Annotated in this window: 30 protein-coding genes and 1 pseudogene; 21 read left to right on the top strand and 10 right to left on the bottom strand. The window is 65.3% G+C overall.

The window, feature by feature from the left end:
* Window positions 1-32 precede the first annotated feature (32 nt).
* The 7 genes from AC4D14_RS15180 (at window position 33) to AC4D14_RS15150 (ending at window position 4,832) form a co-directional block, all read left to right on the top strand.
* The gene (locus AC4D14_RS15180) at window positions 33-779 is read left to right on the top strand and encodes an SDR family oxidoreductase (protein ID WP_490903490.1); all 747 of its coding nucleotides are present in this window, start codon (window positions 33-35) and stop codon (window positions 777-779) included.
* 438 nt (window positions 780-1,217) lie between these two features.
* Entirely contained in the window at window positions 1,218-1,619 is a 402-nt protein-coding gene (locus tag AC4D14_RS15175) for a hypothetical protein (RefSeq protein WP_490903489.1), read from the top strand.
* 112 nt (window positions 1,620-1,731) lie between these two features.
* A complete protein-coding gene (locus AC4D14_RS15170) occupies window positions 1,732-1,929 on the top strand; it encodes a hypothetical protein (protein WP_490903488.1) in 198 nt (65 codons plus the stop codon).
* A gap of 382 nt (window positions 1,930-2,311) precedes the next feature.
* A complete protein-coding gene (locus AC4D14_RS15165; protein ID WP_490903487.1) occupies window positions 2,312-2,599 on the top strand; it encodes a hypothetical protein in 288 nt (95 codons plus the stop codon).
* A 162-nt stretch (window positions 2,600-2,761) separates the two neighbouring features.
* Window positions 2,762-2,917, top strand: coding sequence for a hypothetical protein (locus tag AC4D14_RS15160; RefSeq protein WP_490903486.1), 156 nt, complete (start codon window positions 2,762-2,764; stop codon window positions 2,915-2,917).
* A 429-nt stretch (window positions 2,918-3,346) separates the two neighbouring features.
* Entirely contained in the window at window positions 3,347-4,186 is an 840-nt protein-coding gene (locus tag AC4D14_RS15155; protein ID WP_490903485.1) for a helix-turn-helix domain-containing protein, read from the top strand.
* A gap of 64 nt (window positions 4,187-4,250) precedes the next feature.
* Complete coding sequence (locus AC4D14_RS15150; RefSeq protein ID WP_490903484.1) at window positions 4,251-4,832, top strand: dihydrofolate reductase family protein; 582 nt, start codon at window positions 4,251-4,253, stop codon at window positions 4,830-4,832.
* Window positions 4,833-4,947: 115 nt separating this feature from the next.
* Here AC4D14_RS15150 and AC4D14_RS15145 read toward each other — a convergent pair whose 3' ends face one another.
* The 3 genes from AC4D14_RS15145 to AC4D14_RS15135 all read right to left on the bottom strand — a co-directional run bounded on the left by AC4D14_RS15145 (window position 4,948) and on the right by AC4D14_RS15135 (window position 7,252).
* Window positions 4,948-6,372, bottom strand: coding sequence for a dihydrolipoyl dehydrogenase family protein (locus AC4D14_RS15145; protein WP_490903483.1), 1,425 nt, complete (start codon window positions 6,370-6,372; stop codon window positions 4,948-4,950).
* 117 nt (window positions 6,373-6,489) lie between these two features.
* On the bottom strand, window positions 6,490-6,831 hold the full coding sequence (locus AC4D14_RS15140) for a mycothiol transferase (RefSeq protein ID WP_490903482.1): 342 nt from the start codon (window positions 6,829-6,831) through the stop codon (window positions 6,490-6,492).
* A 73-nt stretch (window positions 6,832-6,904) separates the two neighbouring features.
* Window positions 6,905-7,252 carry an ArsR/SmtB family transcription factor gene (locus AC4D14_RS15135; RefSeq protein WP_490903481.1) on the bottom strand — a complete coding sequence of 116 codons (348 nt, stop codon included), beginning with the start codon at window positions 7,250-7,252 and terminating at the stop codon, window positions 6,905-6,907.
* A gap of 115 nt (window positions 7,253-7,367) precedes the next feature.
* Here AC4D14_RS15135 and AC4D14_RS15130 point away from each other — a divergent pair, with 115 nt between their 5' ends.
* Window positions 7,368-8,324, top strand: coding sequence for an SDR family NAD(P)-dependent oxidoreductase (locus tag AC4D14_RS15130; protein ID WP_490903480.1), 957 nt, complete (start codon window positions 7,368-7,370; stop codon window positions 8,322-8,324).
* Window positions 8,325-8,421: 97 nt separating this feature from the next.
* Here AC4D14_RS15130 and AC4D14_RS15125 read toward each other — a convergent pair whose 3' ends face one another.
* From AC4D14_RS15125 to AC4D14_RS15115, 3 genes and pseudogenes are all read right to left on the bottom strand, one after another.
* Window positions 8,422-9,015: an HD domain-containing protein gene (locus AC4D14_RS15125; RefSeq protein WP_490903695.1), complete on the bottom strand. Its 594-nt coding sequence runs from the start codon at window positions 9,013-9,015 to the stop codon at window positions 8,422-8,424.
* Window positions 9,016-9,234: 219 nt separating this feature from the next.
* Window positions 9,235-10,204: pseudogene (locus AC4D14_RS15120) on the bottom strand (low temperature requirement protein A); the annotation flags it as partial.
* A gap of 249 nt (window positions 10,205-10,453) precedes the next feature.
* Window positions 10,454-11,683 carry an MFS transporter gene (locus AC4D14_RS15115; RefSeq protein ID WP_490903479.1) on the bottom strand — a complete coding sequence of 410 codons (1,230 nt, stop codon included), beginning with the start codon at window positions 11,681-11,683 and terminating at the stop codon, window positions 10,454-10,456.
* Between the two features lie 26 nt (window positions 11,684-11,709).
* Between AC4D14_RS15115 and AC4D14_RS15110 the strand changes: the two genes are divergently transcribed.
* The 6 genes from AC4D14_RS15110 (at window position 11,710) to AC4D14_RS15085 (ending at window position 15,189) form a co-directional block, all read left to right on the top strand.
* Window positions 11,710-12,294, top strand: a complete 585-nt coding sequence (locus AC4D14_RS15110) for a TetR/AcrR family transcriptional regulator (RefSeq protein ID WP_490903478.1) — start codon at window positions 11,710-11,712, stop codon at window positions 12,292-12,294.
* 190 nt (window positions 12,295-12,484) lie between these two features.
* The gene (locus AC4D14_RS15105; RefSeq protein WP_490903477.1) at window positions 12,485-13,189 is read left to right on the top strand and encodes a hypothetical protein; all 705 of its coding nucleotides are present in this window, start codon (window positions 12,485-12,487) and stop codon (window positions 13,187-13,189) included.
* The gene (locus AC4D14_RS15100) at window positions 13,186-13,566 is read left to right on the top strand and encodes a hypothetical protein (protein WP_490903476.1); all 381 of its coding nucleotides are present in this window, start codon (window positions 13,186-13,188) and stop codon (window positions 13,564-13,566) included. Before AC4D14_RS15105 ends, AC4D14_RS15100 begins: the two co-directional genes overlap by 4 nt.
* Before the next feature lie 53 nt (window positions 13,567-13,619).
* Window positions 13,620-14,465, top strand: coding sequence for an aldo/keto reductase (locus tag AC4D14_RS15095; RefSeq protein ID WP_490903475.1), 846 nt, complete (start codon window positions 13,620-13,622; stop codon window positions 14,463-14,465).
* 80 nt (window positions 14,466-14,545) lie between these two features.
* A complete protein-coding gene (locus tag AC4D14_RS15090; RefSeq protein ID WP_490903474.1) occupies window positions 14,546-14,836 on the top strand; it encodes a DUF4287 domain-containing protein in 291 nt (96 codons plus the stop codon).
* Entirely contained in the window at window positions 14,833-15,189 is a 357-nt protein-coding gene (locus AC4D14_RS15085) for a cupin domain-containing protein (protein WP_490903473.1), read from the top strand. Before AC4D14_RS15090 ends, AC4D14_RS15085 begins: the two co-directional genes overlap by 4 nt.
* Window positions 15,190-15,244: 55 nt before the next feature.
* Here AC4D14_RS15085 and AC4D14_RS15080 read toward each other — a convergent pair whose 3' ends face one another.
* From AC4D14_RS15080 to AC4D14_RS15065, 4 genes are all read right to left on the bottom strand, one after another.
* A complete protein-coding gene (locus AC4D14_RS15080; protein ID WP_490903472.1) occupies window positions 15,245-15,814 on the bottom strand; it encodes a GIY-YIG nuclease family protein in 570 nt (189 codons plus the stop codon).
* A 125-nt stretch (window positions 15,815-15,939) separates the two neighbouring features.
* Window positions 15,940-16,827, bottom strand: coding sequence for a ferredoxin family protein (locus AC4D14_RS15075; RefSeq protein ID WP_490903471.1), 888 nt, complete (start codon window positions 16,825-16,827; stop codon window positions 15,940-15,942).
* Window positions 16,828-16,835: 8 nt separating this feature from the next.
* On the bottom strand, window positions 16,836-18,029 hold the full coding sequence (locus AC4D14_RS15070) for a cupin domain-containing protein (protein WP_490903470.1): 1,194 nt from the start codon (window positions 18,027-18,029) through the stop codon (window positions 16,836-16,838).
* A 2-nt stretch (window positions 18,030-18,031) separates the two neighbouring features.
* Window positions 18,032-18,385 (bottom strand): hypothetical protein, encoded by a 354-nt coding sequence (locus AC4D14_RS15065; protein ID WP_490903469.1) that lies wholly within the window; start codon window positions 18,383-18,385, stop codon window positions 18,032-18,034.
* A 229-nt stretch (window positions 18,386-18,614) separates the two neighbouring features.
* Here AC4D14_RS15065 and AC4D14_RS15060 point away from each other — a divergent pair, with 229 nt between their 5' ends.
* From AC4D14_RS15060 to AC4D14_RS15030, 7 genes are all read left to right on the top strand, one after another.
* On the top strand, window positions 18,615-19,220 hold the full coding sequence (locus tag AC4D14_RS15060; protein ID WP_490903468.1) for a helix-turn-helix domain-containing protein: 606 nt from the start codon (window positions 18,615-18,617) through the stop codon (window positions 19,218-19,220).
* The gene (locus AC4D14_RS15055; protein ID WP_490903467.1) at window positions 19,213-19,953 is read left to right on the top strand and encodes a B3/B4 domain-containing protein; all 741 of its coding nucleotides are present in this window, start codon (window positions 19,213-19,215) and stop codon (window positions 19,951-19,953) included. Before AC4D14_RS15060 ends, AC4D14_RS15055 begins: the two co-directional genes overlap by 8 nt.
* Window positions 19,950-20,852: an EamA family transporter gene (locus AC4D14_RS15050; protein ID WP_490903466.1), complete on the top strand. Its 903-nt coding sequence runs from the start codon at window positions 19,950-19,952 to the stop codon at window positions 20,850-20,852. The genes AC4D14_RS15055 and AC4D14_RS15050 overlap by 4 nt, the downstream gene beginning before the upstream one ends.
* 89 nt (window positions 20,853-20,941) lie before the next feature.
* Window positions 20,942-21,838, top strand: a complete 897-nt coding sequence (locus AC4D14_RS15045) for a dihydrodipicolinate synthase family protein (RefSeq protein ID WP_490903465.1) — start codon at window positions 20,942-20,944, stop codon at window positions 21,836-21,838.
* 280 nt (window positions 21,839-22,118) lie between these two features.
* Window positions 22,119-22,718 (top strand): RNA polymerase sigma factor, encoded by a 600-nt coding sequence (locus tag AC4D14_RS15040; RefSeq protein WP_490903464.1) that lies wholly within the window; start codon window positions 22,119-22,121, stop codon window positions 22,716-22,718.
* The gene (locus tag AC4D14_RS15035) at window positions 22,715-23,482 is read left to right on the top strand and encodes a hypothetical protein (protein ID WP_490903463.1); all 768 of its coding nucleotides are present in this window, start codon (window positions 22,715-22,717) and stop codon (window positions 23,480-23,482) included. The genes AC4D14_RS15040 and AC4D14_RS15035 overlap by 4 nt, the downstream gene beginning before the upstream one ends.
* A gap of 91 nt (window positions 23,483-23,573) precedes the next feature.
* Complete coding sequence (locus tag AC4D14_RS15030) at window positions 23,574-24,467, top strand: potassium channel family protein (RefSeq protein WP_490903462.1); 894 nt, start codon at window positions 23,574-23,576, stop codon at window positions 24,465-24,467.
* The last annotated feature ends 55 nt before the right edge of the window (window positions 24,468-24,522 follow it).

Here is a 24,522-nt window from a genome sequence, read left to right as displayed (position 1 = left end):
ACATCACTGTCCGGTGTGAGAGAGGACCTCGCATGGAGCTCCAGGGGTTCAAGGCGCTTGTAACCGGTGGCGGCTCCGGGGTGGGCCTGGAACTGGCCCGTCAACTGGTCGCGGCAGGCAGTGATGTGCTCATTGTTGGCCGGGACGAGGCACGCCTCCACGCCGCCGCGGCGCGCATTCCGGGCCTTCGCACGCTGGCGGCTGACCTTGCCCGCGCGGAGGATTTGCCGGGGATTGTCGATACCGTGGTGGAGCAGTTAGGTGGGCTCTCGCTGCTGGTGAACAACGCCGGGATACAACTTAACTATCACCTGACCACCCGGCCGGCGCCCCAGATGCTCACCGATATCGACCACGAGCTGACCATCGATCTGGTCGCTCCGATCAAGCTCACCGCCCTGACGCTGCCGCACCTGATTCAGGCACAGCATGCCGCAATCGTGAACATCACCTCCGGCCTCGCTATTTCGCCCAAGCGCAGCGCAGCGGTTTACGGAGCGGCCAAGGCCGGGCTGCGCACGTTCACGAAGGCCCTTCGCTACCAGCTGGCCGTGGATGCTCCCACCGTCAGGGCCGTCGATGTCGTTCTGCCCCTGGTCGACACGCCAATGACCGCAGGCCGCGGCACCGGCAAGATAAGCGCCGAGCAAGCCGCCCGCGAGATCCTTGCCGGATTGCGGGCTGACCGGTCGGAGATTCACGTAGGAAAAGCGAAAGCGTTCATCCTCCTGCACCGTCTCTCGCCCCGCCGTGCCGATGCTCTCCTCGCCGACGGCTGACTCCGGTCCTCACGGTTATTTCCGCCCGTTCTTCTTCCCGTCGACGTCCTACTGACGCGGGCTCGCTCCGTTTTCTGGGTCTGATAGTGGCCAGGCGCTGACGTACCCGCATCCGATGTTCCGCCACCTCCCGAGTAGCCGGCCGACCCCGCAGGGCTGGAAGCGTGACGATTGGATGACGAACTGATACCGGGCCACCATCCGAAGCATCCGGGCGGTAGGCTCCGCAGCAGAGGTTCCGATATCGGCCGTCGCCACCTGAGGGGGTCCGCATGCGGACGACGGGGGAACGGGCCATAGTCCCTCTGCCTTTGATGCTCACTGGTTCGCCGACGCCGCGTCCGCCGGCGGCACTCCCGCCCGGGGGTCGGGCTACTAGCAAACTCGGCCGCGGAACACACTGACCATCCTGCCCAGCAGCACATCAGAGGAGAACCGATGATTCCGGAACACAGCCCGCGCGCCCTGAAAAATCCTATGCATGCCGGGGTCGCCAGGGTCTTCAAGGTCAAAAGGCTCTCCGATTTCGAGGCCGGTGTCCTCGCCAAGGGGTACGTGACCCGCGAGGAGTACGAGGAAGCGTACCGGCGGTACGTCGCCAGAATGACCGCAGCAGGCTTCACCGTAGACGAAGTGGTGGATGGCAACGGCTATTTTGTTCGGAACTATTCATCGAGCCGGAGGGATGAGCTCTTTACAAGAGGGGATCCCGCCGCCGAGGTGGCACGCCTCGATAGGGAGGAACGGTCCCTCTCCCAGGCATGCGAAGCGGGCACTTTCCAGCTCATCGGCCCGATCTTCAGGGAGCAAGCCAAACCAACCGGACAGTACGACGACTAAACCGGCCAGTCTTGGGCAGTGCTGAGCTACTAGGGCGGCCACCGGCGACGAAGGAGGAGGGCGCCGCCCGCATGAGAGGGTGTAATCACCAACCCACTCGAAAGGCACGAGCATGGCACAGCCCAAGAACCGGAAGTCCGGTTTAGCCCTCCCCGCGGAGCTTGTCTCCCGCCGCGCGGCATTTGCCGCCTCCGGCGCCGCCGGCGTCCACGCCGACCAGAAGGCGCGAAAGCACCAGACCGGCAGGACCAACCGCATCGGCTCGCGCTCATCCCGCGTCCGCGCCGCAATCCGCTTCGAGTCGCGATGAGCCCAGGACACCCGTTTTCAGCCACCAAGCCCACCGGCCGCCCGGTGGGTTTTTTAGTGACCGGACCGTCCTGAGCGGTCCTTTCCGAGGCCTCGGAGAACCTGCTTCTACAGGTGTCGACGGGCGGGGGACCGGGGTAGAAAGCAAGCAGGACATGCAGATCGAACTCGTCCTCGACCAGAGCCCCCCACATCGGGAAAGAGGGTCCGCGGGTGGCACTTGCTGAACCCCGCCCCGAGGCGGAAACTGGCTACGAGGTGCCCTTCTGGCCGGCAATTGACTGGTGTCCGGCCGGGTGAACCGAGCAGATACTCCGCGGCTCAGGATCAGGGAGGTTTCGGTGTCGGACTTTGCTAAGAAGCGGCCAATCAAGGATCGGGAAATGGTGCAGGCAGAGGAGATCGCCGATGCGGTCACGGCCGGGGGCTTCCTCTACGATGACGGAGCCACACAGACCTTCGATACGAGTGGTGCGACAACCTACATCGAGCACGGGTCGCCAACGCTGGGTGAGTGGTACATCGATGACAAGGGACGGTTTTGTTCCTTTTGGCCGCCGAGCTACCGAGCGTGTTATGAGCTGAGATGGCTCGTGGAGGACGGGGAAGTTGTCGGTCTCGAGTTCACCGAGGTCAACCGCGGATCAACTTTCACGGGACGCTACTCGTAGACGACGCTGGTCCCGGCGCACCTGCGCAACCCATTCGGTGAGTGTGCCTCGCGGTCCCGCCGCGGTCCCAGGTGCGGTCGGGCATGGCCTGCGGCGTAGAAGGGGCACTCTCACATATTCCGGTTCTATTGGTCTGGGACACATGCACGAGGAGACCGGTTGATGGTTGTTCTGTATGGTTTGCTGGCAATCGTTTCGATCGTCATGATCTTTATCGGTGACGGCCTATTCCTAAAAAGCCTCTACACGGTGCTCCTGGTCATGAGCCTGATTCTGGCCGGGTACTTCTTCAGGCGCAATAAGGGAACGACGCACTGATGCTGGCCGGCAACACGCCCACGTCGGGCGCTAGCCCCGCGGACGTTTATCTACAGCACGAGGGGAGCCCTGCGTATCGGTCGCGGTGGGAGACCCTATTGAACCCGAACCCCGCCTTGGCGCTGGACTGTGCGACTCACCGATCGGCGCTTGAATTCTTGCGGGAGCCGGGCCTGTAGGTGCTTACACCTCCTGGGTCGAGCTCCATAAACCACTTGCCTTCGCTGGCGGTCGATGCCGCTTCCCAAGCAAGCGCCATAACGAACCGAACCGCAAACCGTACCGTGCGGTTCAAGTCATCATCTGTTATGGGAATTGCCTCCTGAAATTGCGAGGGCGGGTTGCCGATTCCGATCGCTTTGGTCCACCTTCTTCGGCTTCTCACAATGCAGGGTGTACTCGGGGCGGGGCGTCGGCGATACTGTGGGCGTGGAGTACGTGTCCAGAGTGCCGCGACCGCCGCTGGACGGGCTGATCGACGACCTTTACTACCTGGAAGGTGCGCCGCCGTACGCCCGGCTGACGCTGCCGCCGATGCCGGCGGCGTTGCTCATCGTCAACCTCGGGGCGCCGTTTCGCATCCGCGCCGGCACCGACATCGAGACGGCCGAGTACGCCGACGGCTGCGTGGTCACGATGCCCACCCGCGCGGTGGAGTTCGGCTACCCACCCCGGACCCGGTCCGTCGGCGTGCACTTCAAGCCGTGGGGGCTGGCGCCGTTCCTGCCAATGCCCGCGGCCGAGCTGTGTGACCGGCCGGTGACGGTAGAGCAGATTTGGGGTCGATCCGCCATCGCCGAGCTGCGAGACCGGCTGGCTACGGCCGAGGGACCTCACGAGATGCTGACGCTGCTCGAGGAGGAGCTGATGCGACGGTTAGGCGACGCGGCCGGCCTGGGGCTGGTCCGCCATACGAGCCGCATCATTGCTGCGACCGGCGGGGCAGTGGCTATCGACGACCTGAGGGTTTCAGCCGGTGTCAGCAGTACTCACCTGGCACAGCGGTTCAAGGCGCTCATCGGCGTCACGCCGAAGCGGTTGGCCCGCACCTACCGCTTCGCCGCCACCGTGTTCGCGATCAACCCCGCCGAACCGATCGACTGGGCCGACCTCGCCAGCAGCGCAGGCTACTTCGATCAGGCCCACTTCGGCCACGAGTTCCGGGCATTTACCGGGTTAACACCGACACGGTACGTCGAAGTCCGGCGGCGGTTCCTGCGCGAACATCCCGGCCACGTACTGGACAGCTGGCCGCTGCCGACCGATTGATTTCTTACAAGAGCGACAGCCCGCGAAACTCTAACCTGAGGGCATCCCAAGCAGAGGAGCGCCAATGGGCAAGGTAGTCATGTACAGCTCGGTGTCGGTAGACGGCTTCATCGCAGACGAGAACGACCAGCCCGGACCGCTGTTTGACTGGTTGCTCAGCGGTGACGTGCCGTTGGACGAGAGCGGCGAGTTGAAGGTCTCACAAGCGTCCTACGACTACACCCGGCCGTACTGGGACCAGATCGGGGCGACTGTCGTCGGCCGTCACGTCTTCGACATGACTGACGGCTGGGGCGGGAAGCCCCCAGGAGGGATCGACCACGTTGTCGTCGTGACGCACCGGCCGGAGCCCGAGGGCTGGGAGCCGGAGGCGCCGTTTCACTTCGTCGACGGCGTCCGAGCAGCCGTGGCCAAGGCGCAGGAGCTTGCGGGTGACCGCATCGTCGAGGTCTCCGCCGGCGACGTCGGTGGCCAGGTGCTTGCCGCGGGCCTGGTCGACGAGGTGCGCATGGACGTCGTACCCGTCGTGTTCGGGTCCGGCAAGCGCTACTTTGGGCCGGTCCACGCGCAGCAGGTGTTGGAGGAACCTGACGTGGTGATTCAGGGCAGCCGGGTGCTTCATCTGCGCTATCGGGTGCGCCGTTGACCGATCAGAGCGGGTGCGCGAAGAAGTCCACTGCGAGCGGATTTGCAGGAGTTCCGCTGATCCTGCGAGTGCTACAAGCCCCAACTAAGACCTGCCATGTGGCGGCCCAGCGCGCCTACGCCGCTTCGGCCTCCGGGTTCTCTCGTGCGTCGGTGCGCACTATGGTTCCGATGACGTCATTGAGGGCCTCGGTGGAACTCGGGTGCGTGTAGATGGACTCCTGCAGCTGCGTCGCCGTGGTTCCGCTGCGCATCGCGAGGGCAACCACGTTGATGATTTCCTGCGAGTCGACGCTGAGCAATGCCGCACCGAGAATCAGGTCGGTGTCGAGGTCAATGATGAATTTCATCATGCCTCGGATCTCTTCGACGATGTAGGCCCGCGGCATCGCGAAGATCTCACCGACATTTTGACTCCCCACCTTAATCCGGTGGCCGGCAGCCCGCGCTTCCCTCTCGGTGAGGCCGACGGTCGAGAGCGGCGGCGAGATGAAGAGGGTGCGCGGGACCGAGTGGCGGTCGGCGGTGCTGCGCTTTCCCTCACCGATCAGTTGGTCAAGCACGATGCGGGCGTCATCGAGCGAGACGTAGGTGAACTGGGGCCCGCCGTTGACGTCACCGAGCGCGAAAATGTGCGGCTGGCTCGTCCGGAGGTGCCCGTCGACCACGACGGCACCCCGGGGCGCGGTGGTCACCCCAGCGGCGTCGAGACCGAGCCCCTCCGTCGCCGGAGCCCGGCCAGTCGCCGGGAGCACGGCATCTGCTTCGACCGTGTATCGCTTGCCATCGCGTTCGTAGGTGACGACGGCGCCGTCCACGCCATCCCGGATCTCGAGCACGTTGGTGTTCGTGACGATGTTGATGCCCTGGTTCTCAAGAATGCCGATGGCGACCTGGGCGACGTCGTCGTCTTCGCGGCGGAGGATCTGGGATGTCATCTCGAGGATCGTGACTTCGGAACCGAATGTCCGGTACACGGCGCCGAGTTCAAGGCCCAGGTATCCGCCGCCGATGATCACGAGGTGGGCGGGAAGATCGGTCCTGTGAATGAGGTCGGTGCTTGTGATCACGTGGGCGCTGTCCCGGATGCCCGCGATATCCGGGACGATCGGCTCTGAACCGGTGTTGATCAGGATTGTGTCCCCCGTGACGGTGACCTGGCGGCCGTCAACGTCGACGCTCACGGTGTGCGGGTCGACGAACGTCCCTTTGCCGGTGAGGATCGTGAGGGAGTCGTGCGCGTCGAGGACGTTGTAGTTCACGTCCCGGAAGGATGAGGTGAGCTGGTGCACGGTGGTGACCGAGCGGCGATACCACTCCCGGGCGGAGTCCTCCTCCCGACGATTGTGCGCGTGGTAGACGAGCGCCTTGGTCGGCACGCAGCCGACATTCGGGCACGTTCCGCCGTACATCAGCGGGGATTTCTCGATCAAGACGACCCGCTTGCCGAGATGCCCGAGCGTAGACGCAGCGGTCTTGCCGCCCTTGCCGAAACCGATTACGACGACGTCGGCGGCGATGGTTGCGGGTGTGGTGTCCATCACACAAGGATGGCCCGCTGCAGCCGGTGCGCACCAGAACAAGTCTGCTTGTTTCTGTTCAATCTCCCCATTCCGCTGCCGAGCGCGAAGATCAAGGCCCCGCCCTGGCGGCAGTTTCTAATCCGGCGGATCCTGCCCGACCAGCCCGTCCACCGACTCGCGGATCAGGTCAGCATGACCGTTGTGGCGGGCATGCTCCTCAATCATGTTGAGCAGGATGTAGCGCAGGCTGGGAAGCTCAATGGTGGGATCGGATGCGAATGTGCCCCGGCGTGCCGGACCGCCGGCCGTCAACGCCTCGGCAAACAGCGCGCGGGAGCGGACCACGGCGCCGCGCCATCGTCCGTAAAGCTGTTCGGGAGTCTCCTCGCTGGCCGTGCGCCAGTCCCAGTCGGCGTCGTTGTCCCAGTCCACGGCGTTCCACGGCGGGAGTTGTGGATGGCCATTGGGAGCTTTCAAGATCTGAGTAGGAACGTCATCAATAAGTCCCGGACAGGGTCTTCAAGGGTTCGGGGAGTGGATTGACCGAGGGTTAGCGTGCGATTGCTTGGTGGGCGCGAAGGATGCTGGGAACGACGCCCGGGAAGCGGCGGTCCAGGTCTTCACTGCGCAGCTTCACTGCGTGTTCGCGCCCGCTGACAGCCGTTGAGGTGATCCCGGCTTCCCGAAGGGTTTTGAAGTGGTGGGACAGTGTCGACTTGTGAATGTCGAGGTCGTACTCACCGACGCTGCAGGGGTGATAGTTGCCGTCTGCCAGGCGCTGCACGATGTGTAGCCGGACCGGGTCCGCGAGGGCTTTCAAAACCGAGATGAGTTTGATCTCGCTGCTTGTTGGCTCGGGGAAGGCCTCCGACTGCACGAACCCCTGATTGTTTGACATATATGAAACCATAGCCCAGCATTTAATTGTTTGATACACGTCGAACCGACTCTCGGGGCATCGTGCTCGATGTGACCAGCTCCGATCAGGCATCGAGTGCAGGAAAGGCACTGCAATGAAAGAACTATTGACCACTCCCTTTGATGCGCGCGCGACCGCCGCGGACGTGCTCACCGGAGTCGACCTGTCGGGCCGGAACTACGTGGTGACGGGCGGCGCGTCCGGCATTGGGGCCGAGACCGTTCGCGCACTGGTCGGGGCGGGTGCGTACGTGACCATTGCTACCCGAAACCCGGCATCAGCTGACAAGCTCGTGGCTGACCTGAGCCAACGCCCGGGTGCAGGCGGAGCGCGTGCTGAATCCGTGGACCTCGCTGACCTGCGCTCGGTCACGGCTTTCACGAAAGCGTGGGAGGGGCCACTCGACGGGTTGGTTGCCAATGCCGGGATCATGGCTCTCCCGGAACGGAACGTCACCCTCGGCGGGTGGGAGCTGCAGCTCGCAACCAATTACCTGGGCCACTTCGCCCTGGCTGTAGGGCTGTATCCCCATCTTCGGGCGGCCGGAGCCGGACGCGTCGTCACCATCAGCTCCACTGCGCACCTGCGCTCGGCGTTCGATTTTGAGGACCCACATTACGGTCGCCGGGAGTATGACCGATGGGGCGCTTACGCGCAGTCCAAGACGGCCGACGTGCTCCTTGCCGTAGGAATTACCCAGCAGTGGAGCGGTGACGGCATCACGGCGAACTCGTTGATGCCCGGCTGGATCACGACCAATCTGCAGCGACACCTCGACGACGCAACCCTTCGTGCCTTGGGTGCGATGGACGAGGATGGAAACCGCATCGAGGGAGCACATTTCAAAACGCCGCAGCAGGGGGCGGCAACTTCGGTCCTTCTGGCTGCTCACCCCGCACTCGAGGGAGTCAGCGGGCGCTACTTCGAGGACAACCAGGAAGCTGAGACCGTCGCCGACGGGGCAGGCCGCACCACCGGGGTGGCGCAGCACGCGCTTGATCCGGAAGCCGCAGAGCGCCTGTGGAACCTGGGATCTGGAGCCCTTCGATAGGCCTTCCGTGCCGGACTACGGCGCGGGGAATCCGCCGCACACCGGTGGAACCACGGCGGCACTCCTGCGGACGGGAACTCCGCGGAGCGGCAGGAGATCAGAAGGCAGGGTTGACACCCGGTCTGCCCGGGTCGGCTAGATGAGCCTCCAGCAGTGCGCCCGGCCACGAGGCCGGCGGTGCTTTGGCGGGGTTCCGCAATGCCTGCGTCACCACTGCACCACCCAGTTCCTGCTCGATCAAAAGTCGAGGATGCATCGCTTCGGCCTGGGATCGATGACGGCCCGCGTCAGGCATCAGGGTCTCATCGCCGAAGTCGGTGCGGACCCCGAGCCGGAGGTAACGGGTGAGCGGCCCACGCCGCTCGGCGATCTGCGGGGAGGTGTGAAGGGCGATCGCTTCCCACACAGCGTCGACGCGGTACGTCTCCCAGCCCTCCGTGGCAAGGAAAGCTGCGGCTGCGTCAGCGCCTTCAATCTCGAACCGGAGAGGCCCATCGTATTCCTGCGCGGTGCCGGCGTCATGGAACAGTGCGGCTATCTGCAGGGATTGGGAATCGACGACACATCCTTCATGCTCGGCGATTGCCACCGCGTATTCGAAGACCCTCAAGCTGTGATTGATGATGGCTGGGTGGAGGCGGTGGGATAGGACGTCCTTCACCGCACGGACCAGGTGATCGTCGCTGCTCATGCGGGGGAGCATAACAGGAGCACACCTCTGCCCGGCCGCAGTGCTCGTCGCACGCGGGCCGCACGATCTCAGGGGTTCAGGCTTCTCGGGTAGGTCAGGACGGCGTCGACGCGCCTGCTCGTATTGCCTCCCTTTTTCGGCATAGAGAAGGCTTTCGACTGCTACTACGGCGGTGGTGATGAGTGCTGCAGTGATGAGAGCGGCAAGTGGAGCGAGCTGCGTGCCAGGTGGCACAAGCACCACGAGCACCACAGCTGCGCCCAGGCGCCACTTCTTCCATTCACCTCCGACCCTTCGCCAGAACACTGCATTTCCCACCAGGTACAGCGCCGGCCCCCCGAAGAGGGCGAATGCCCCGACCAGCCTGAAGTCTCCTACTTCCTCCACATGTGCCAAGGCATCTTCGATGCCGAGGGCAGTCAGGACGATGCCTGCAACCAAGGGCAGGTGCAGGTATGTGTAGGCATCGATAGCCGCAGAGGCGCGTGCATGTCCGCGCAGGGCCGCAAAGCGGTGTTCTGCTGCGATAGCGGTGACGTCGAATGAAGCCACCACAGGCCGATGGAGAGGCCGACACCGGCCGTGGCCCCAATCAGGACGGGTATGCTGACGGGCTCCTCGGACGCACCGACCCCCATGGCCACGATGGATTCTCCGAGCGCGAGGATGATGACCAGCCCGTACCGCTCGGTCCAATGGGCGGCCGAGTGGATCCGCCAGTTGCCGTGCCGCGAGGTGAGGTAGGTAAGGCCGGAGTCGATGGCCACGCCTGCGAGCCAGAAGTACGTTTGGGCGGGACCGCCGATCAGCGCTCCGGTGATAACGAGCGTTGATCCAAGCCCCATCGCTGCGGGCATTTTGCCGACCTGGCGCCGCAGCGGCTTGTCGTCGCCGGCGGCGTAGGCGTACAGGATGAGGTGCAGCAGGCGTACAGCGACGGAGGACAAGGCAAGAACGAGGGGACCGTGAAGCCCACCCTTGAGATCCTCGAAGGCTTCAGGGTAGCCAGAGCCGCCATGAAGACGGCAATCATGACGGCGGGTAAGCCAAACCGCATGATGCCCTCGTCGACGTGTGTCGGGTTTGCGAGCCAGGAAAAGGACACCCATGACCACCACAGCAGCCCGAGGATGATGAGGCCCTGCACGACAGCGAGGAACGAGTGCTCGTGCGCCATCAATGCGGTCACTTGGGTGAAGGCGAACACGAAAACGAGGTCGAAGAAGAGCTCAAAGGTGGTGACGCGGTGGGATTCCGTCCGAGATGCGTGCCGCGGGCACGCTCCTACGCAGCAGAGGCATGGGAAACAGAATAGAGGGATGATGACGCACCCTCAAAGGTGAAGACGCTACCGAGGCATAGCCGATGATCGGGCGGGCCCCGAGGTCCCGATTCCGGTGCTTGCGATTGGCGGACCCGTCGAACAGATCACCCGCCGTCACCGCGGTGGGGTTGAGCCCGGAGTGCCCAGAGTACGGCGTGCACCAGCCGCGTCCCCTTGCTGCAGTCGGCCCATGGCTCCGAATGCGCTGATAACGCAAATAGCCGCAGCGACGGCGAACGCCGGGCCGAAACCCAGTGCTTCGATCAGCGCACCGATCAGCGTTGATCCCACCGCTTGTCCGATGACGAGGCTTGTGAACAGCACCGAGGTGCCGGCGGCACCGCTGGCCGCAGTTTGTGCTGCCCAGATGATGAGCACTGACGATGCCGCGGTATAGGCGAGTCCGAACACCGCCGCCGCGCTGAAGCTGAGGGCCGCACTTTGCGGTGCTATAGCGAAAGAGCCGGTCGCGAGCGCAACGGCCAGTACCGCGACCCGCCACGTCGTTCGGACGGTGTGCGTCGCCAACCAGGAGGCCGTGAGCGCGGCGGCGGCTCCTCCGATGCCCAGTGCTACCCACGCGGTGGCAGAGGCTTCGACACTCAGTCGGCCCTGCTCCTCGAGGAAGGTCCGGCCATGGACCCAGATCGCCGAGGAGCCAATACCGAAGATGAACGCTGCTGCGATGGGACGCTGGAGCAGACGCGGCCCCGTTGTTCCGTGTGGTGACCTCGTGGTGCGGGGTGGCAGGGGACTCCGGCGGGAGGCAGATCGCGAGGCATCCGCGCGCAGCACGCCGATCATCGCAGTGAGCGCAATAGCAGCAATGAATGCCCATGCAAGGCGCCACGAGGATCCCAGGACCAGGGCGAGGACTCCGGCAGCGACGACGCCGAAACCCGTCCCTGAGTTCACGATCGATTGCAGCTTGTCCTGCGCGTCTGCTTCGGCATTGCGCTGCACGAGTTCCACCAGCGCGGGCGATGCGAATCCGGCACCCATGCCGGCGAGCAGGACGGCTCCAACGAAGGTGGTTGTGCCGGGTGCGGCGGCGATAGCCGCACTTCCCAGAGTGGCCGTCAATCCGGCCAGGGCGGTAACAGTGCGGGGGTGGGTTGGCGCGTAGCGGAAGCCAAATATCGCCGATACACAGTATGCAGCCGAGGCGCCGGAACCCAGGAGACCGCCGATCGTCGGAGTCAACGCGAAAGCTTCCGAGAAGGCGGGAAGGAAGAGTCCGTACCCGAGTCTTGCCAAGCCATACGTGGCGGCAATGAGCGCAACGCATGCCGCTGTGAACATCGGGCCCGCATTGGTCTGCTGTGTATGTAACGACCGTTTCATTGAAACGAACGTTATAGGATGGGGGCATGAAAGTACATCCCAGCGCACGGGAACGATTGCTTGACGCCGCCGACGATCTCGCCTTCACGCAAGGGGTTGCTGCAACGCCCGTGGATGAGATCCTCCGGCATGCGAATGTGGCCCCGGCGACGCTATACGCGCATTTCGGCAACAAAGAGGGCCTGATCGCTCAGGCGCTTGAACGTCGCCTGGTGCGGTGGGATGAGACGTGGCAGCTGGCCGTCGATGACGCTTCCACGCCAAAGGAGAAGCTGTTGGCGGTTTTCCCAGCCCTCGATCGATACCGGACGGGGGCGACTGCTGCCCGGTGGTGCGCGTTCCTCGGCGTAGCAGCGGAATCCTCCCATCAGGGACAGGAACTCCAGGACGCGCTCTCCAGAGACACACAACTGCTGATGGACCGGTTGACGGAGCTCGCAGTCCCTCTCGTCGGCGCGGACGGCGCAGACTCCCTGGCCGCGCAACTGGTTCTCATCTACACCGGTGTGCTCGGGATGATTCTGCGCGGAATGAATACCGAAACCGCGATCGGCCTCGGACGTCAAACCGCCGGCACGGCTATCGACACCGCTGCGGCTTCCACCAGCTGACCCAGGGGTGTCCCATGAAAGTGATACCCGACGGCCGCCGAGTGTTCTCCTTCCTTCTCGATGAAACGGAGTCCTGATTCGACAATCCGCGGTGGGAAACTACTCCGCGGGAAGACAGTTCGGCAAGGACCCGGAGGGTTGCAGTGTCCATTTGGCCTCGGGCTGATGGATCGCATGGCAGGATGACGGAATGACGGTGTCGGAAGAGACGCTCCTCGAAGGTCCAAGAGCACGCCGGCTGTGCCTCGAGCTGGCCCTGGAGCTGAATCCGGAACTGAGGGGCCCGGTGATGTATCTCAGCAGCGGCCTCGACCCCTCCGCCGGCACCTCACGCACCACTGTATTTTTCACCACCATGGACGAAGACGGACTGGCGCCCGAATCCGGCTGGCCCCCCGATTCGATGACGGTCGATGAGCTTGCCGTAAGGCTCAGCACCTCCCGGGCAAGCACCCCAACCGGGCACCAGATTGAGGCAGCGCTGGAGGCATCGGTCGGCAATGCCCGCTACTGGCAGGAACCCGACGGCGAAGACACCCTCGCAGCGCTCGCAGTGATCCGCGATGCTCTCCGTCCATTCGCCGTGCAGGTCATGGCCTCCAACGTCGGACAGTCGTTCACCCAACCGCGCCAGCGCGAGCAGTGGCACATCGACTGGCGGTCAGTCGAGGACCCGGCCCCCCTGCCCCGCAGTACGCGCGAGACGCTGGTTGCGTGGGCGCGGGGTGCGCGGATCGAAGAGGTACGGGCCGGGCGCGACCGTCCCCGGGATCCCCGCGCACCCTGGTCCGGGACGTGGTGGTCCTTCCCGCAGGGTCTTCTGCAAACCGTCAGCCGGGTGCCGGCGGGACTAAGCCTATTGAGGACGCCATGGGAGAGGAATGCGCTACGGTGATCCCCGTCCGTGGCACCGGCCGCACCTTCGAGGTCGCAGACGAGGATGACTGGGCCGGCCTCTGCCGGAAATATCCGCTCGACGTCACGTCCTCGCGCCGCCACGATTGGTTCCGCACGACAGGGCGTGAGGGCACGTGGCTCATCCCGGACTGGGAACGGGTCGCGGATGACTGGGACGCTGTCCACCTCACGGTTCTCGGCTATCTCCGATGCGCTACCCGCGCCCTGCGCATCGACGCCGACCGTGCCTCCGTCATTGCCGGGTGGAATCCTGATACCACGATCTGGCTCACCGACGTCGCCCGCGAGTGGGTGGAACCGCGGCAGGCATGGCAGCGCCCGCATGACGATAACGGCTGGATTCGCACCGGCTGAGACCCAGTGCCTACCGGCACCCTCCCACCCGCTACTTCCGAAAGGAAAACCAGATGCAGACAGTCACCCTCAATAACGGCGTCGAGATGCCGATCCTCGGCTTCGGCGTCTACCAGATCCCTGACGATGAAACCGAGAAGGCCGTTGCGGACGCCCTTTCGGCCGGTTACCGGCTCATTGACACCGCTGCGGCCTACGGGAACGAGGAGGCCGTCGGCCGGGCAATCGCCAACAGCGGGATCCCCCGCGAGGAACTGTTCATCGTCACCAAGCTTTGGGTGCAGGACGCGGGCGAACAGAACACCATCGACGCCTTCAACACCTCCCTGCGGCGGCTCGGTCTGGACTACGTCGACCTCTATTTGATCCACCAGCCCTACGGTGACTACTACAGCGAGTGGCGGGCCATGCAGGGCCTCTATAAGGACGGCCGTGCCAGGGCGATCGGCGTCTCCAATTTCCACTCCGACCGCCTCGTAGACCTCATCACCAACAACGAAGTCACCCCCGCGGTGAACCAGATCGAAAACCACCCCTTCTACCAGCGTGTCGATGACCAGCGCATCATGAAGGAGCACGGCGTCCAGATCATGTCCTGGGGCCCCTTCGCCGAAGGTCGAAATGACCTGTTTAGCCACCCTGAGCTCACTCCGATCGCCGAAGCCCACAGGGTCTCCGTGGCTCAGGTGGTGCTCCGTTGGCTGATCCAGCGCGACGTCGTCGTCATTCCCAAGTCCGTGAACCTGGACCGGATCGTGCAGAACTTCGATGTCTTCGGCTTCACCCTCACCGAGGATGAGATGGCCCATATCGCGACCCTCGACACCGGCGCGTCCCAGTTCTTCGACCACCGCGACCCCGGAATGACCGTGCGGCTGGGATCAGTCCGCGTCAGCTGATTCTCGCTGGGCCGATCTGCCGCCAATCATTTCTGCCACTTCCATTGCCAGCAGCCGGGCGGAAACGGAAGGATGACGACATGTCATTTCAGGCGTACCTCGACACCATTGAAGACAAGACGGGACTCACGCCCCGCCAGCTACTCGACATCGCGAACAGTAAGGGATTCGACGAGCACAACGGCAAAGCCGGCGAGATCCTCGAATGGCTCAAAGCCGACTATGGCCTGGGACGCGGCCACGGCATGGCGCTCGTTCACGTGATCAAGAAGGGCGCCGTAATCGACAAGAAACACGTCGGAACAACCGGCTCGCACCGGGACGAGTCCGAGACTTTGTGGCTTGACGGAAGGGAGAGCAAACCCTCATGACCACCGTTACCGACCGCGAGCAGCTCCGCCAGAACAACACCGGAACGGCCCTGTTCGTCGGGGCCGACCACGGTGCCGGCGTCTCGTTCTTCTGGGTGGACACCATCCCCGGCAGAGGGCCCGACACCCACTGGCACCCCTACACCGAGACGTGGGTGGTGCTGCGGGGCGAAGCAGTCATTGAATCCGACGGGGAAGAGCTCCGCGCCGGTACCGGCGCGATTGTGACGGTCCACGCAGGCGCACGCCACCGGTTCCGCAACAGCGGTACCGAGAACCTCGAGATGATCTGCATCCACGCATCCCCCGAAATTGTTCAGGAGTTCGTATCTCCTGCACCGAGTGGACCCTAGGCCACATCCTCATCGCTGGAGCGTCCAGCGGAACCGGCGTCAACCCCGCTGCGGATCATCCCCTCAGCGCGATTGCCTCTCCGACCCAGCGGGCGTAGCGCGCCCACGGATCATCTACGCCCGCGGCGAGTTCGGCGATGTGCCGCTCGAGTGCGGGCGACGGCATGAACCACTCCGAGCGGTCCAGCCGCGAGGCCGCGAACTGCTCGTGGCGGCGGTGCTCCACGAGCCGATCCCCCCGTTCGAACGCCAGTACCTCGTCGTGCCAGAGCCGCGCGAGCCGCTGGCGGGGGTTCGCGGTCGTCCCGATCTTGATCCGGTTTCGGAAGCGGATGTAGTAGACGACGTCCACACGCGGGGGCGGCAGTCCCTCGTCCACGATGTCCCCCACGCGCCACTCACATGCCGCGCATGCCCAGCCGGAGGGATACCGGACGCCGATCCGCGACCCGCAGGCCCGGCAGGGGGCCGGCATCGCGTCGGTGGTGCCTACTTCAGCGTCCGCCCATTCCATGACGGCGGCCACGTGCGCCGAGCAGAGTGCGAACGGTGAGGCACCGGCGGGCCGGCCGCACGGCTGTCCGTCCTCCCCGGGCAGCACGCATCGGCGGTCACTCTGCTTCATTTCGAACACGCATTCGATGCTGCCGCTTCTTTCAGACTCATGCAAGCCTCACGGGGGAGCGGAGGTTGGGCCCCTCACGAGGCAGTGGGACCGCCTCGTTCCAACTGAATCCGGGAACCGCTGCTTCAGCCTGAATGGATCGAAACCGGCTCGTACACGATAACCGAGCCCGGTGCCGGCGCGCGGCAGGTCAGCTGGTTCGGTGGGGCGCGGCGGACCCGCAGCTCGACGTCGGTCTGTGCGGGGTGGGGCGGGGGAGCGGTGAGGCGGATCCGCCAGAGATCACCGTGGCGGGTGGTCCCGGCGACCGTATAGTCCCGCCGTCCGGCCGGGCCGAACCGTTCGAGCACAGCCGCGACAGCGGCCTGCTGGGGCTGGAGGAGATCGGTGTAGCCGCGCAGGTGCTTCGCGTGGATGGAGTCGGCGAGGTGCCCTTCGACCGTTGCGACTGACGACTCGGCGTCGAGGCCGCCGTAGTAGACGCCGTCGGGCGCGACGACGACATTGGCCGCGAACCGGTCACCGCCCACGTGCGAGCATTCCCACACCAGCTCTGGCCAGCGTTCACTCAGTGCACGTCCAATGGGCCGCCCCCGCAGCGCGCAGCAGGTGTCGTGCAGGCCATGGGTGCAGACCAGGAGGACCGGCGGGTGGCCGAGCTCGCCCGGTCTGCTGAGGGCAGCGGCAATCTCCGCCAGATCCTCGTCACGCGTCCACGACCCCCATTGCTGACGATGGGCGCCGGACCCGTCATGGCGCAGGACGGCCCATCGGTTGGGGCCGTCGCGTCGACGGCGGCCGGTCCGCCGCACCAGCAGCACCCGCGCCCGCGCCGCCTGAGCGGCGGAGATCACGAGGGCTTTCGTCTCAGGCTCGAGGGCGAGGCCGTCGAAGCTGTTGAACGGCCACCTGCCGCGATACTCGACGAGGACCCAGACGACGTCGTTCGGCGCTGTGCCGGCCATCGGGTCGCTCCGCAGCCGGGCACCGTCGGCGCAGAAAAAGCGTTCCATGGCGGTCGTCACCGTCCCGCGGGAACGAGAACCCCCGCGCGCAGCAATCTCTCGACGAATTCGCCGCCGAGATCGTTCGCGGTGCAAGCCCCGCCGTCGAGCAGGCGCCTCACAGACGGCAGATCGGTCTCTGGGAAATCAAGCCAGCCCACACGGGTGGTCAGGCGCGATCCCTCAAGCCGCGCTTCCAGCGCACCGCGCAGCCGCACCACGGACTCGGGACCCAGACCTTCGACGGCCGCGAGCTGGGCCAGCGGTCCCAGCGGTGCCGGGCGTCCCTGGCCCCGACTGGTGCGGTGAAATAAAGGAGCGGAATCGGCGTCGGCGACGGCGGCGGCCAGGCGTTTGCGGACGATGTCGACGTCCCCGGCCGGTCCGTCGATGCCCAGCGGCAGCGTCCGGCGCATCTCGGGATCATCGTGGAGCATCGCAAGTGCGGCCTGGGCGAGTTGTTCGGCCAGTGCGTAGCGGGTCCAGCTGTGGATGCCGAGCGTGAGGTGGATGGAGACCTCGCCCTGCGCCTGGGCGGCATGCAGCCAGCCACGCGGGAGGTAGAGGACATCGCCCGGCTCGAGCACGATGTCGATGTAGGCCTCACCCTTCGCAGCGTCGGCGACGGCGGAGCGACGATCGGTCCACACCTGGTCACGGAGGGGGTCGGGGAGGACCGGCTCGTGGATGATCCAGCGCTTGGTGCCCTGGATCTGCAGAACGAAGACATCGTGGACGTCGTAGTGATCGTCGAACCCCCGGTTCTGGGGCGGGGTGATGTAGGCATTGGCCTGCACCGGATGTCCGAGCTCGGTGCTCAGCCGGGCGTTGAAGTCCGCGATCGGTTCCCACGTGCGGTGCAGTGCCTGCAGGACGAGGGTGGCGCCGTCGGCAAACTTCCGCCACAGGGCGGTGTCATCGAGTTGGTCGGAAATGGTGGCACCGACGCCGGCCGGGGAGGTGAAGGAGGAATCGGGAAATGTGGAGCCGCCTTTGGCGACACGGAGGAAGGGCGTGCGCAGTCCCCGGCGGGAGACCAGTTCGTCGACGGCCCCGGCGGAGAACAGGTCGGAAAAGTCGCCCGCGCCGCGCGTGAGCAACGCTGTCCGCCCCCAGACGTCACGCGCGAACCTCTCGCGGTCGATGTCGATCAGGCGTGTCTCCAGAACCCCAGCGCCGGGGCGCGTGAGGTCCTCAGGAGGAGTACTCAAGCTCAGATGCCCGCTCCCGCGTCGGCTCCGCCGTCGGCGCCACTGTCTGCTCCGCCGTCGGCGCCACTGTCTGCTCCGCCGTCGGCGCCACTGTCTGCTCCGCCGTCGGCGCCACTGTCTGCTCCGCCGTCGGCGCCACTGTCTGCTCCGCCGTCGGCACCACTGTCGGCGCCGCCGTCGGCACCACTGTCGGCGCCGCCGTCGGCACCACTGTCGGCTCCGCCGTCGGCACCACTGTCGGCGCCGCCGTCGGCACCACTGTCTGCTCCGCCGTCGGCACCGCCGTCGTGGGCACCGGCCACGCCACTGTCCGCCGCGATCTCCTGTTCGCTGGGATCCTGCTGTGGTTCAGTCATATTTCCTCCTGGGAGTTGAATATTCCTCGTGCCTACCTGATTACCCCGGGCGGCCCTTCGTTGACGCTTCTCGTGTTCACACTATCGGTACAGATGATCCGAGGGAACAGGTCCTTCGGCTGCTGAATGTGCTCACCTGCTCAGCCAGCTGAGCTGCAGTGCGGCTAAAGAGGTGCCGGGCGATTGGTACTTGGTTCACATTGCACTGAAAGTGCATTATGCTGCACTCATGGATGAGGGTACAACGTCTCTCGCGTCGGCGATCGGGGACCGCGTCAGGACGGAACGGCAGTTGCGACGGTTGACGCTAGACCAATTGGCGGTCGCGGCCGGAGTGAGCCGCCGGATGGTGGTCAACGTGGAGCAGGGGCTTGTGAACCCCAGCGTAGGCACGTTGCTGCGGATCAGCGACGCCCTCGGGGTTGGGTTACCTGCGCTGGTGGAACCTCCTCGACCGAAGCCGGTGAAGATCACCCGCAGAGGGGATGGTGCTGCCTTGTGGGCCGGCGCGTCCGGTGGCCGCGGGGTGCTGGTGGCGGGGACCGAATCGCCGAATGTGGTTGAGCTTTGGGACTGGACACTGGAGCCAGGGGAGCAACACCGAAGCGAGGCCCACTCGGCTGGCACCAAGGAGCTACTTCAGGTCCGGCAGGGCTCGATAACCATCGAGGTCGCCGACCAGTCGATTGTCCTCGGCGAGGGTGACGCGATGACCTTCCCGGGCGACGTCGAGCATTCCTACGCCAATCCGGGCCAGCAAACCGCCAGGTTTTCCCTGGCCGTCTTCGAGCCTGGAGTCGGGTCGGGGCACAAACCGGAGACCGTCAATGTCTGAGCGGACAGAACTTCAAGGATTCCTCGACGGCGCCCAGGTGGATGCCGCCGTGTTTTCTTTGCGCCCCGATTACCGGGCGCTGCTGGTGGCCGCCGACGGACTCGTCCCCGGCACGAGCGATGCTTACAGCGAGGAGTTGCTCGAAACGGCGGAGACTACCGCACGACAAGCCCTCACGGATCGATCCGTCGACAGACTGCCACATGTTGCAGCGTGGCGCGAGGCGTACCAGGGGTTCGGGGCGAAACCGAACCGCACCCGCAACAGCTTGGAGGCACTCCTGCGCCGGGCGGCGTCCGGGTTGCCCCGGGTGAATCGTCTGACCGACATCTACAACGCCGTCTCGGTGCTGCACCAGGTCCCGCTCGGCGGCGAGGACCTGATGCGCTATTCCGGGCCGCCGGCGCTGGTCCGCGCAACCGGACGGGAACCCTTCGACACCACCAGTAACGGTGAGCCCGTCACCGAGCATCCCGACCCCGGGGAAGTGGTGTGGCGCGATGACGCCGGCGTGACTTGCCGGCGCTGGAACTGGCGGCAGGGACGGCGCACTCAACTCACCGACGAAACCACAACGGCGCTGTTCATCCTCGATGCCCTCGCACCCCTCACCGATGACGCCCTTCTCGCGGCGGGGGACAATCTCGCGGCGCATCTGACCCGGCTGGGCCCGGATGTTCAGATCACCCGCCGACTGGTAGCTCCCGGCATCGGGTCCGGGATCGAGCCATGACCGACCGCGCTCCCGCACGGCTTCCCGTCCCACCATGGGGGCTCGCTGTGGCGGCGATGCTCTCGGTGCAGCTGGGCTCGGCGCTGTCCGTGGGCCTGATCGGGTCGGTCGGGCCCGCCGGCACGGCATGGCTTCGGCTCAGCATGGGAGCGCTGATCTTCCTGGTTCTGGCCCGTCCGCCGCTGCGCCAGGTGCGCCGCCGTGACGTACCCGTGCTGCTTGGGCTGGGGGTGATGACCGGGCTCATGACTGTCGGTTTCCTCGCCGCGCTCGAATACATTCCGCTGGGCACCGCGGTCGCCATCGAGTTCCTCGGTCCTCTGACCGTCGCCGCGGTGCGCAGCCACAGCTCGCGCACCCTGATCTGGCCAATCATCGCGCTGGGCGGAGTGGTGCTGCTGACCGAGCCCTGGCAGGGGACGGTCAACCCAATCGGCCTTCTCTATGCCGGACTCGCCGCCATCGGGTGGGCGCTATACATCGTGCTCAGCCAACACGTCGGGGACCGCTTCAGCGGCATCTCGTCCCTCTCCCTGACCATCCCCGTGGCCGCGGTAACCGCTGCCGTCGTCGGGATTCCCCAGGCGGCAGGACACCTGAGCTTCGAGATCCTCGCGGTGGCAGCAGGACTGGCCCTCCTCCTGCCCGTGCTGCCGTTCGCGCTCGAAATGCTCGCCCTGCGGCGCATGACGGCCAACGCCTTCGGAACCCTGATGGCGCTTGAGCCAGCGATAGGGCTGCTCCTTGGGCTGATTGTGCTGCACCAGCAACCCTCACTTGTTCAACTGCTGGGGATCCTCCTCGTTGTCCTCGCCGGCGCCGCCGCGCAACGAGGAGGACGCCGCAGAGGAGCTGTCCAGCACCCATCCATCCCGAACGAAGCCGACCCGGTTGGGTAGTCCATGGCGTGGCTGATACCCGTCATCGGCACGAGTGCCGCCGGCAGAGTACCGCCTGTGGCAGCCGGCATTAGAAATGGAGTCAGCAGATGTTTACAGGTCTGAGCGCCTTTCCCCTTACCCCGCTCGCTGACGATGCGGTGGATGAGCCCGCTTTCATCCGCCTGGTGGCACGGCTGAGCGACGCGAAGGTCGATTCGATCACTGCGCTTGGTTCCACCGGCTCCTACGCGTACCTGAGCACCAAGGAGCGTGCCCGCGTCGCCCACCTGGCGGTCGAGCACGCCGGGCAGACCCCGGTCATTGTCGGCGTCGGGGCGCTGCGGACATCGCAGATACTCTCGAACACCGACCAGGCGCAGCAGGCAGGAGCCTCCGGTCTCCTGCTCGCCCCGATGACCTACCAGCCCCTTACCGACGACGACGTGTTCAATCTCTTCAGGACGGTCACCGAATACTCGCCGCTGCCCGTCGTCGTCTACGACAACCCCGGCACCACCCACTTCACCTTCACAACCGAGCAATACGGACGAATTGCGGCGTTGCCCGGGATTGCATCGATCAAGATCCCCGCCGTTCCAGCGGATCCCGGGCAGGCCCGGGCGCGCATCAACGAGATCCGGTCGGCCATCCCTCCGCATGTGACGATCGGGGTGTCCGGAGACGCTGCAGCGGTTGCGGGACTGGCTGCGGGATGCGACACCTGGTACTCCGTCATTGGAGGAACCCTGCCGATCCTTGCCCTGCGACTTTCCCGGGCCGTGGAGGAAGGACGGATCGCCGACGCCGCTGCCGAGTCCGAACGGCTCACCCCGTTGTGGCAGCTCTTCACCGAATACGGCGGAAGCATCCGCGTCGTCGCCGCGATCGCAGAACTGCTGGGACTCGCCCCGGACAACAGCCTCCCGCTGCCCATTCAGGGATTGAACAGGAATCAGCGGGTGCGCGTCTCCGAGGTCCTCGATGAACTCGGGCTCTTCGAGTAGCTCACGGGCGGCGGCACCGCTCCAAACGAAAGTGTGGCTAGTAATCCTCTGACTCAACGCGTGCCGTTTCTCGGGTTTTCTTCGGGAACCCCTTTGATGCCCGTGCCCACCAGGCATCGTTGTTACCTACACACGCTCGGTTGTGGGACTTCAGGGAGCGTTCCGAGGAGAGGACGTGCTTTCGCTCCTCACTCGGAGCTGTGGCCCGGAACCGACGGTTCTTTCCGAAAGTTTGTGCCGCTGGGTGTAACTTCCCACGGCCGGGCGGACACTACAGGGTATGGGGGACAAGAATCCTGACGACGCAGGCCTGTGGTCGAGGAGCCTGAAGGGCAGCGGTGACGCCTTCGGCGTCCTGTTCGACCGGCACCATGACCGGGTGTTCCGGCATGCGCTGCGCATGACGCGGAGCCGGCCGGATGCCGAGGATGTGAGCGCGACAGCATTCCTTGAGCTATGGCGGCGCAGGGCAAAGGTCACCCTGGTCGAGCGGTCGGTGCTGCCGTGGCTTCTGGTGACAACCACCCATTGCGCGATGAACCTGCGCCGCTCCACGGGGCGGTACCGGCGCCTGATCGACTCCATCCCGCGCTCGCCGTCGGCAGCGGACCCGGCCGATGAATACCTGAACCAGAACCCGCTGGAGGGCCTCGACGAGCAGCTGGCCCTTGCCATGCGGGCGCTCAAGCCGTTGGATCTACAGCTGTTCACCCTGGTGGTTTTGGAGGGATATGGCATAGCCGCGGCCGCCGGGCTCCTGAAGCTGACGCCGGAAGCGGCGAAGACCAGGCTTCACCGGGCCCGGCACCGGATTAAGGCCGGATTGCCGATACGGCCCGCTGCCGCCCCAGTTCATCTCGTCGAGGAGGGAAGACCATGAGCCCGCACCCCATGGATGAAACCTTCAGCCAGGGGCTGCGGGCGGTCCTGGTGCGCCGCGTGAACGACGCCGCACCGAACCGGGCCCTGCGGCGTCACCGCTGGTGGGTCGGAGCGGGGATCTTCGCCGGCATAGGCCTGGCCGGCGGGGTCGGTGCGGCAGCGGCCGGATTCCTCACCCTCCCCGGCGGGGACATCACCACGGAACTTGCCGCCCCGGCCGAGGGCGTCCACACCGGAACGCACACCGTGGATCTCGGGCCGGCGCCCGACGGCGCAACCCACATCTCCACGGAGCTGACCTGCCTGAGCGCCGGCACCCTGTACTGGGAGGACGGGGCGTCCATGGGATGCACCATCAAAGACGTCGATTCGCCGCCGGCCCTATACGCGCTGCCGCTCAGCCCCGGACAACATTCGACCGAGATCCGCACCAGCGCCCCGGACGTTCGGTACCGGCTCAACGCCACCTACGTGAACCAGACCGCCACGGAATGGGCGGTGAACGAGAACGGTCAGACCTACGGCGTCGCGAATGAGCAGGGCTCGCCGGACCTCGTGGCGGTCATCGCCACGACGGGGGAGCAGGGCTATGCCTACCCGGCGGACCTCGACGTCCAGCCGGACTTCAAGAGCCCCGAAGAGGCACTCGCCTGGCAGGAGGCCCACCAAGGCGAGACCTTCTCGGTGCCGGTGTATGACGCCGATGGGAGAACCGTCATCGGCGAATTCATCATAGGAGACGGCACCCTAGGAGATCCGTAACCCGAACTACTCCGCTCTTGGGATGGTATGCCAGGACTCGCACGCCGGTGCCCTGATACGGGTCGAGGCAGGACGGTCCCTAAGATGAGGCATGGACATCTCCGACGCACTCTGGACTGTGGCGGGGGCCGGGCTCATCCTGCTGATGCTCGCAGACGTTTTCCACACGATCCTTTACCCTTACGGGTCGGGGCCGGTGTGCCGGACCATCATGCGTGGATTCTGGCTCTTTTCACGAAGGGTGAGGGGGCAGTCCTCCGCCGTCGCAGCACCTTTAGCAATGGCCGCTGTCATCGGCGCGTGGGCGGGCCTGGCCGTTGTCGGGTGGGCTTTCCTATACCTGCCGCACCTGCCCGAAGGATTCATCTATGCCGACGGCGTGCCGCAGCAGGGTGGCCTTGCGGAAGCGGCATACATTTCGATGGTTACGCTCTCCACCGTGGGGTTCGGTGAAATCGTTGCGGGAAGTGCAGTGCTTCGGCTGCTCACTGCGTTCCAGGCCGTAACCGGTTTCGGGCTGTTGACGGCCACGGTGTCCTGGATTCTGCAGATGTACCCGGCTCTCAGCCGACGCCGGGTTCTCGCCCACGACCTGAACCTTTTCAGGGAAGCAACCGGTCCGGAAGGACTGTCCCCACTCGATCCCCGTCATGCTGCCGGGCTCCTTGAGTCGTTGGCCCGACACGTCGCCTCGGTGAGCATTGATCTGCTGAGCTTTTACGAAAGCTACTATTTCCACGAGGTGCAACAGAGGGGATCCCTCCCGGAAACCATCTCCTACGCCCAGGAACTGGCAGGCGAGGCCCAACGCAGCGAGGACAGGGAACTCCGTTTCGCCGGACGGATGCTACACGCAGCACTAGAGGATCTCGCGGAGGTCCTTCGCGGAAAATTCGGGCATTCAGGCGATACCTCGTCGGCGGTCTTCGACAGCTACACGACGCACCACCGACACCGTCGGGTCCGCGACTCCCACACCGCTTGACGCCAGGCGTGAACCCTGCCTGGTGGGATTCCAAGGTGGCTGAACCAGCCGTTGG

This window comes from Arthrobacter sp. TJ-254, from assembly GCF_058269175.1.
Note: the sequence above shows the minus strand (reverse complement) of the source record. Positions and strands in the feature narration are given on the sequence as shown.

Bases quoted from the DNA above. Each gene is read 5' to 3' on its own strand.
- AC4D14_RS15180 (WP_490903490.1), top strand. From the start codon at position 33: ATGGAGCTCCAGGGGTTCAAGGCGCTTGTAACCGGTGGCGGCTCCGGG.
- AC4D14_RS15175 (WP_490903489.1), top strand. From the start codon at position 1,218: ATGATTCCGGAACACAGCCCGCGCGCCCTGAAAAATCCTATGCATGCC.
- AC4D14_RS15170 (WP_490903488.1), top strand. From the start codon at position 1,732: ATGGCACAGCCCAAGAACCGGAAGTCCGGTTTAGCCCTCCCCGCGGAG.
- AC4D14_RS15165 (WP_490903487.1), top strand. From the start codon at position 2,312: ATGGTGCAGGCAGAGGAGATCGCCGATGCGGTCACGGCCGGGGGCTTC.
- AC4D14_RS15160 (WP_490903486.1), top strand. From the start codon at position 2,762: ATGGTTGTTCTGTATGGTTTGCTGGCAATCGTTTCGATCGTCATGATC.
- AC4D14_RS15150 (WP_490903484.1), top strand. From the start codon at position 4,251: ATGGGCAAGGTAGTCATGTACAGCTCGGTGTCGGTAGACGGCTTCATC.
- AC4D14_RS15145 (WP_490903483.1), bottom strand. From the start codon at position 6,372: ATGGACACCACACCCGCAACCATCGCCGCCGACGTCGTCGTAATCGGT.
- AC4D14_RS15135 (WP_490903481.1), bottom strand. From the start codon at position 7,252: ATGTCAAACAATCAGGGGTTCGTGCAGTCGGAGGCCTTCCCCGAGCCA.
- AC4D14_RS15130 (WP_490903480.1), top strand. From the start codon at position 7,368: ATGAAAGAACTATTGACCACTCCCTTTGATGCGCGCGCGACCGCCGCG.
- AC4D14_RS15125 (WP_490903695.1), bottom strand. From the start codon at position 9,015: ATGAGCAGCGACGATCACCTGGTCCGTGCGGTGAAGGACGTCCTATCC.
- AC4D14_RS15115 (WP_490903479.1), bottom strand. From the start codon at position 11,683: ATGAAACGGTCGTTACATACACAGCAGACCAATGCGGGCCCGATGTTC.
- AC4D14_RS15110 (WP_490903478.1), top strand. From the start codon at position 11,710: ATGAAAGTACATCCCAGCGCACGGGAACGATTGCTTGACGCCGCCGAC.
- AC4D14_RS15105 (WP_490903477.1), top strand. From the start codon at position 12,485: ATGACGGTGTCGGAAGAGACGCTCCTCGAAGGTCCAAGAGCACGCCGG.
- AC4D14_RS15095 (WP_490903475.1), top strand. From the start codon at position 13,620: ATGCAGACAGTCACCCTCAATAACGGCGTCGAGATGCCGATCCTCGGC.
- AC4D14_RS15090 (WP_490903474.1), top strand. From the start codon at position 14,546: ATGTCATTTCAGGCGTACCTCGACACCATTGAAGACAAGACGGGACTC.
- AC4D14_RS15085 (WP_490903473.1), top strand. From the start codon at position 14,833: ATGACCACCGTTACCGACCGCGAGCAGCTCCGCCAGAACAACACCGGA.
- AC4D14_RS15080 (WP_490903472.1), bottom strand. From the start codon at position 15,814: ATGAAGCAGAGTGACCGCCGATGCGTGCTGCCCGGGGAGGACGGACAG.
- AC4D14_RS15075 (WP_490903471.1), bottom strand. From the start codon at position 16,827: ATGGAACGCTTTTTCTGCGCCGACGGTGCCCGGCTGCGGAGCGACCCG.
- AC4D14_RS15065 (WP_490903469.1), bottom strand. From the start codon at position 18,385: ATGACTGAACCACAGCAGGATCCCAGCGAACAGGAGATCGCGGCGGAC.
- AC4D14_RS15060 (WP_490903468.1), top strand. From the start codon at position 18,615: ATGGATGAGGGTACAACGTCTCTCGCGTCGGCGATCGGGGACCGCGTC.
- AC4D14_RS15055 (WP_490903467.1), top strand. From the start codon at position 19,213: ATGTCTGAGCGGACAGAACTTCAAGGATTCCTCGACGGCGCCCAGGTG.
- AC4D14_RS15050 (WP_490903466.1), top strand. From the start codon at position 19,950: ATGACCGACCGCGCTCCCGCACGGCTTCCCGTCCCACCATGGGGGCTC.
- AC4D14_RS15045 (WP_490903465.1), top strand. From the start codon at position 20,942: ATGTTTACAGGTCTGAGCGCCTTTCCCCTTACCCCGCTCGCTGACGAT.
- AC4D14_RS15040 (WP_490903464.1), top strand. From the start codon at position 22,119: ATGGGGGACAAGAATCCTGACGACGCAGGCCTGTGGTCGAGGAGCCTG.
- AC4D14_RS15035 (WP_490903463.1), top strand. From the start codon at position 22,715: ATGAGCCCGCACCCCATGGATGAAACCTTCAGCCAGGGGCTGCGGGCG.
- AC4D14_RS15030 (WP_490903462.1), top strand. From the start codon at position 23,574: ATGGACATCTCCGACGCACTCTGGACTGTGGCGGGGGCCGGGCTCATC.